Raw genomic sequence first — 673 nt, forward strand, 5'->3', positions numbered from 1 at the left:
TGCTTCATTACATGGAGGCGGTGGAAGCTTTAAATGGACTTAAATGATGTGTATAAAACACAGGATAGGCGTCATCCAATTCAACGAAGCCAGACAGTTTGTATTGATGGTCTCGTTCCATCATCACTTGCATGAGTTTCTGCTTCATACGCCAAGCTGCATTGTAAGAGATACCCAAATGATGTGACAACTCCATACAAGAAATGCCTTTCTTATCTTGAGTGATGAGAAAAATTCCGAGGAACCAAGTAGCAAGGGTTAACTTTGTGGAGTCGAAGATTGTACAAGAAGTGACCGACGTTTGACGTCGACACCGATTGCACTGTTTGAGCTTGCGATAAGCCAGATCGCAATGCTTGTCGTGTCCGCAGTGAGGGCAACAGAAGTCGTTTGGCCAACGCCATTGGCAGAGTACGTTGAAGCACTGCTCTTCACTTCCGTATTCTTTAAGGAATTGGGGCAAACTAATGCCCTTCTGAAACTGCACCTTGTCGCGAGCCATGGTGAATTTCCTTTCAGATCAAACAGATAACCGTATTCATATACAGTTATCTGTGACTTAGCAAGAGTGGCAACTGGGACAGTGGATGACAATCTCTATGAAATTAAATGGATTAGTTCAGACCAAATCTGACACATCCTCTTGAAAAAGAGGGGTTTACCAGTTTTGATG

1 pseudogene is annotated in these 673 nt (G+C 43.4%); it reads right to left on the reverse strand.

What is annotated here, in order from left to right:
• Nucleotides 1–64: 64 nt before the first annotated feature.
• A pseudogene (locus ACCI49_RS24965) lies at nt 65–502 on the reverse strand (transposase); the annotation flags it as partial.
• Nucleotides 503–673: the final 171 nt, after the last annotated feature.

The organism is Microbulbifer epialgicus (assembly GCF_041447265.1).
Lineage (GTDB): Bacteria > Pseudomonadota > Gammaproteobacteria > Pseudomonadales > Cellvibrionaceae > Microbulbifer > Microbulbifer epialgicus.